Genomic DNA, 5,418 nt, shown 5'->3' on the forward strand with positions numbered 1-5,418 from the left:
AACCGTAACCATTATTGGCGGCTCTCGCAGCCGCTCTATCGCAACTCCTATCAATGGGCGGCGGACATACAGCCCCGCTAACGCCGCCGTAAACCGCAAGGCCGCGCGCGGCCGCGGCGCGACGCGCTGCTGGTGGGCGCGTGGAAGAATTTGTTCGCCGGGGTCACCACGGTCGTCCACCACGACGCTTGGGAAGAGGCGTTCGAGCGCGATTTCCCGCTCCGCGTCGCGCCGCTGGCGAGCGCGGATTCGCTTGGCATGACGCCCGATCTTGGCGGGCTCGGACCGGGAACCCCGTTCGGCCTCCATCTGGCGGAGGGGATCGATACCGACGCCGCCGGCGAGGTCCGAACCGCCGAGGCCAAGGGGCTGCTGACCCGCAACCTGATCGCCGTGCACGGCGTCGGCATGGACGCCGACGGAATCGCCCGCTTCCGCGCCTCGGGCGCCGCTTTGGTGTGGTGCCCGAGTTCGAACCTGTTCCTGTTCGGCCGCAGCGCGCCGCCCGCGCTGCTCGGCGAGGGAGTGGATGTGCTGCTCGGCAGCGACTCGCTGTTGACCGGCGCGGGCGATCTGCTCGACGAACTGGCCTGGGCGCGCGCGATCGGCGGGCTCAACGACGCGCGGCTCGAAAGCTCGGTGGGTGAGGTCGCCGCGGCGCGGCTCGGGCTCGACACGCCGGCGCTCGATCCCGGTGCGCGGGCCGATCTAGTCCTGCTCGCTCGGCCGCTGGCGGAAGCGCGCGCCGCCGACGTGATGCTCGTGGTCGCGAACGGCGTCCCGCGCGTGGCGCGTCCCGATCTTGTCCCGCAGCTCGGCGCTCTCGCCGGGCGGGGCAGCGAAATGACCATCGGCACGGTGGTGCGCTGGACCAGCGCGCACACCCCAGACCCGATTTCCGGGAGGTATTCATGAAGTTCGTTGCGCTTCCCCTCGGCTCGGCCAGCGCGCTCGCACTGGCGGCGATGACGGCGCTCCCCGCCGCCGCGCAGACCGCGCCCGACCCGAACGCCGCTCCCGCGCCATCACCGGCTGCGACCTCGGCGCTGCAAGAAACGCCGGCCGACGGAACGGCGACGACGCCGGCCGACGCCGGCCAGCCCGCATCGGCGGACGCGACCCCGCCACAGGATGCCGCGCCGTCGATGCCGCGCACCGACATCCTGTCGAAGAACACGGTGTCGATCCTGCTCGATGCGCGGCTGGCGCTGGCCAATGGCGAGACATCCTTCACCAATGGCGGGCTCGGCAAGACGCGGTTCCAGGGGACCGCCAATGGCGATTATCGCGGTTATGCGGTGCCGGTCGAAGCCGATTTGATCTGGCTGCCGCGCTTCACCCCCTCGCTCACCGCCAACGTGTCCGGCGCCTGGCAGCGCGACCAGGAGAACAAGTTCGACCTGATCGAGGCGTTCTTCAATTTCCTGCCCGAACAGAAGGGCAAGATCGGCTTCCAGGCGCGCGCCGGGCTGATGTGGCCCGAGATTTCGCTCGAACATTCGACCGGCGGCGCGTGGAGCGTGGTCAATACGATCACCCCGTCCGCGATCAATTCCTGGGTCGGCGAGGAAGTGAAGGTACTGGGGGTCGAGGGCACGTTGCGCGCCAGCCTGGGCCAGCATGAGCTCTCGCTGACCGGCGGCGTGTTCGCCGGCAACGACACCTCGGGCACATTGCTGTCGTTCCGCGGCTGGGCGCTGCACGACGAGAAAGCGACCGGCTTCGGCCATTTCCCGCTGCCGCCGCTCAATTCGTTCATCCGCCTGCTGCAGGAGGATAGGACGCGTTCGACGATCGAACTCGACAACCGTCCCGGCTTCTACGGCCGGCTCGACTGGCGCCCGCCCTGGCCGTTCGGCATCGCGCTCTTCTATTACGATAATCGCGGCAACCCCGAGGCGTTCAAGCCGACCGGCCAATGGGGCTGGCGTACGCGGTTCTGGAACCTCGGGATCAACGCCGATCTCGGTACCAAGACCAAGCTGCTGATCCAGGGAATGAGCGGCTCGACCATCATGGGTTTCGAGGAACATGGCGTTCCCTGGGTCCATACCTATTTCAACGCGGCCTATCTGCTGGTGACGCGGCAATTCTGCGACAAGGTCGCGGTGACCGCGCGGGCCGAGGCGTTCGACACCCGCGAGCATGGCAGCGAGATGTCGCCGCTCGACAGCGAGGACGGCTGGTCCTGGACCGTGGCGGCGCGCTACAGCCTGACCAGCCGGCTGACCCTGTTCGCCGAGGCGCTCAACGTTCGCAGCAAGCGCGGCGTTCGGGCCACCGATCTCGGCATCAACCCATTCCAGGCGCAGACGGTGTTCCAGCTCGCCTTGAGGTTCCATCTGTGAGCGCGCGGGCTCTCCTCGCGCTCGCCGGCGGCGCGTTGCTGCTCGCGGGCTGTTCGAACGGCCCGCGGCTGGGAGAGACGTCGGAGCCGATGGCGGTGACCGCGCTCAAGGACTTGCCGGCACCGTCGGGCACCGATCTCGTCGCCGGCACCACGCCCTATCGCGTCGGCCCGCTCGACAAGCTCAACATCGCGGTGTTCGGCGTGCCCGAGCTGAGCGGCACGTTCCAGACCGACGCCGCCGGGCATTTGTCGATGCCGCTGGTCGGAGAGATCGACGCCTCGAGCCAGACCCCCAAGGAGCTCGCGCTCGCCATCGATAAGCGGCTGCGCGGCATCTACGTCCGCGATCCGCAAGTCACCGTGAACCTGGAGGAAACGACCAGCCAGGTCTTCACCGTCGACGGCCAGGTCGCCCAGCCGGGCAGCTATCCCGCGATCGGCAACATCACGCTGATGCGCGCGGTGGCGACCGCCAAGGGAGTCGGCGAATATGCCCGGCTCGACGACGTCGTCGTATTCCGCACGGTCGAGGGCAAGCCGCTCGCCGCGCTCTACAATCTCGGCGCGATCCGGCGCGGCCTGTATCCCGACCCCAAGATCTACGCCAACGACATCATCATCGTCGGCGATTCGAACGCGCGGCGGATGTTCCAGAAATTCCTCCAGGTGGCGCCGCTGCTGACGACGCCGCTGATCCTCGCGCTGGAGCGGGTACGGTGATGGACACGATCTCCCCACACATGCTGGGCCAGGTCCAGCTCTTGGCCGGCGCCAATCCGGTCACCGCCAATCCGCAGCGCACGCCGCCCTTGCGCCGGCTGATCCGCGCCGCATCGCGCTGGCGCTGGGTGCTGTTGGGCGGGGTTGGCATCGGCGCGCTCGCCGGCCTGCTCATCACCTCGATGATGACGCGCCAGTACAGCTCGACCGCGCGGCTGGATATTTCGCGCGAGACCGCGCGCGTCGTCACCAAAATCGACAGCGTCGAGCGAGACGCCAGCATCGGCGACCAGGAATTCTATCAGACGCAATATGGCCTGCTCCAGACCAAGGAGCTTGCCGAGCGCGTCGCGCGCGATCTCGGCGCGGTCGACAATCGCGCCTTCTTCGCCTTGTTCGGGCGCAACGACTTGTTCGGCGGCACCGACGTCAACAGCGCCGCCCGCCGCGACAAGCGTGTCGAATTGGCCGGGCGCATCCTCCTCGACCATGTCGGCGTCGCGCCGGTGCGCGGATCGCGGCTGGTCGACGTCACCGCGGTCACGCCCGACCCCTTCTGGTCGCAGCGCATCGCCCAGACCTGGACCAAGGATTTCATCGACAGCAATCTCGAACGCCGGTTCGAGGCATCGGATTACGCCCGGCACTTCCTCGAAACGCGCCTTGAGCAATTGCGCCAGAAGCTCGAGGAATCGGAACGCCAGGCGGTCGGCTATGCTTCGAGCCAGGGGATCATCAACCTGCCGATGGCCGGCGGCAACAAGGACGGATCGAGCGCGGCGACCGGCGGGGGCGGCGATCGTTCGCTGCTGACCGACGACATCACCACACTGAACGGCGCGCTCGCCACCGCCACCGCCGAGCGGATCGAGGCGCAGGCCCGGCTCGCCGCCGCACGCCAGCCCGGGGCGAGCAGCGAGGCGTTGGGCAACCAGGCGATCGCCGATCTTCGCCAGAAGCGTGCCGAGGCGGCAGGCGAATATGCCAAATTGCTGTCGCAGTTCGAACCCAAATATCCGCCGGCCAAGGCGCTCCAGTCGCAGGTCCAGGTGCTCGACACGGCGATCGCCGCCGAAGAGGGCCGGGTCCGCGCCTCGCTGCAACAGGCATTTGCCGCGGCATTGGGTCGCGAGCGCGCGCTGCAGGCGCGGGTCGATGCGCTCAAGGGCAATCTGAGCGATCTTCGCCAGCGCAGCATCCAGTACAATATCTACCAGCGCGACGCCGACACCAACCGCGAACTCTATAACGCGCTGCTCCAGCGCTATAAGGAGATCGGCGTCGCCGGCGGGATCGAGAACAACAACATCGCGGTGGTCGACGCGGCGAAATTGCCCGACCGGCCGTCGCGGCCCAGCCTGATGCTCAACCTGTTGCTGGCGGTGTTCGCGGGCGGGCTTGCCGGCGTCGCGCTGGCCGCCGCGCTCGAGCAGATCGACGAGGGCATCGGCGATCCCGGCGAGGCGCGGGAGAGGCTCGGGCTGCCGCTGCTCGGCACTCTGCCCAAGGTCAAGAGCGGCGGGCCGCTCGACGCGCTCGAGGATCCGCGCTCGCCGCTGGTCGAGGCCTATCTGGCGGTGCAGGCCAATCTCGAGCTGTCGACCGCGCGCGGCATGCCGCGCTCGCTGGCGGTGTCCAGCACGCGTCCGCGCGAAGGCAAGTCGACCACCGCGATCGCGCTGGCGCAATCGCTGGCGCGCGCGCATCGCAAGGTCGTGCTGGTCGATGCCGATCTTCGCGCGCCGTCGGTCCACAATGCCTTCGGGATCGCCGGCGCGAGCGGGGTCAGCAATTTCCTGGCCGGTGCCGACAATCTCGACGCCGCGGTCCATACCACCAGCCATCAAGGGCTGAGCGTGATGCCGGCGGGTCCGCAACCGCCCAACGCCGCCGACCTGCTGACCGGCGAGCGGCTGCGCGTGCTGGTCGAGCGGCTGCAGGAGCGGTTCGACCATGTCATCGTCGACTCGCCGCCGGTCATCGGCCTCGCCGACGCGCCGCTGGTGGCGTCGGCGGTCGAGGCGGTGATTTACGTCGTCGAGGCGCGCTCGACCCAGGCCGGCGTGGTGCGCAACGCGCTCGACCGCCTCGCCACCGCGCACGCCAATGTGCTCGGCGCGGTGCTGACCAAGTTCGAGGCCAAGCGCGCGCATCTCGGCTACGGTTATGGGTACGGCTATGATTATGGCTACGGCCGGTAGATCGGACGCCGACTCCTCACCCGTCATCCCCGCGCAAGCGGGGGCCCAAGACGAACGGGGTACCCCAAAAAGCCGGAGCGGGTGGGGGCGGGGGGGGGGGGATGGTGACCCCGGGGGGGGGGGGGACGGGGAGGGGGTGGGCGCGAA

The 5,418-nt window shown here is 68.8% G+C and carries 4 protein-coding genes; all 4 read left to right on the top strand.

Annotation, left to right across the window (positions count from 1 at the left end; translation table 11 throughout):
- Positions 1-132 precede the first annotated feature (132 nt).
- The 4 genes from ACTHJR_RS20215 to ACTHJR_RS20230 are packed head-to-tail and all read left to right on the top strand — an operon-like array spanning position 133 to position 5,271.
- Positions 133-915 (top strand): amidohydrolase family protein, encoded by a 783-nt coding sequence (locus ACTHJR_RS20215; protein WP_440525223.1) that lies wholly within the window; start codon positions 133-135, stop codon positions 913-915.
- Positions 912-2,348: a hypothetical protein gene (locus ACTHJR_RS20220; RefSeq protein WP_440525224.1), complete on the top strand. Its 1,437-nt coding sequence runs from the start codon at positions 912-914 to the stop codon at positions 2,346-2,348. The genes ACTHJR_RS20215 and ACTHJR_RS20220 overlap by 4 nt, the downstream gene beginning before the upstream one ends.
- Positions 2,345-3,070 (top strand): polysaccharide biosynthesis/export family protein, encoded by a 726-nt coding sequence (locus tag ACTHJR_RS20225; protein WP_440525225.1) that lies wholly within the window; start codon positions 2,345-2,347, stop codon positions 3,068-3,070. Before ACTHJR_RS20220 ends, ACTHJR_RS20225 begins: the two co-directional genes overlap by 4 nt.
- Positions 3,070-5,271 (top strand): GumC family protein, encoded by a 2,202-nt coding sequence (locus ACTHJR_RS20230; RefSeq protein ID WP_440525226.1) that lies wholly within the window; start codon positions 3,070-3,072, stop codon positions 5,269-5,271. Before ACTHJR_RS20225 ends, ACTHJR_RS20230 begins: the two co-directional genes overlap by 1 nt.
- The last annotated feature ends 147 nt before the right edge of the window (positions 5,272-5,418 follow it).

The organism is Sphingomonas sp., from assembly GCF_051962185.1.
In the GTDB taxonomy this organism is placed as follows: domain Bacteria; phylum Pseudomonadota; class Alphaproteobacteria; order Sphingomonadales; family Sphingomonadaceae; genus Sphingomonas.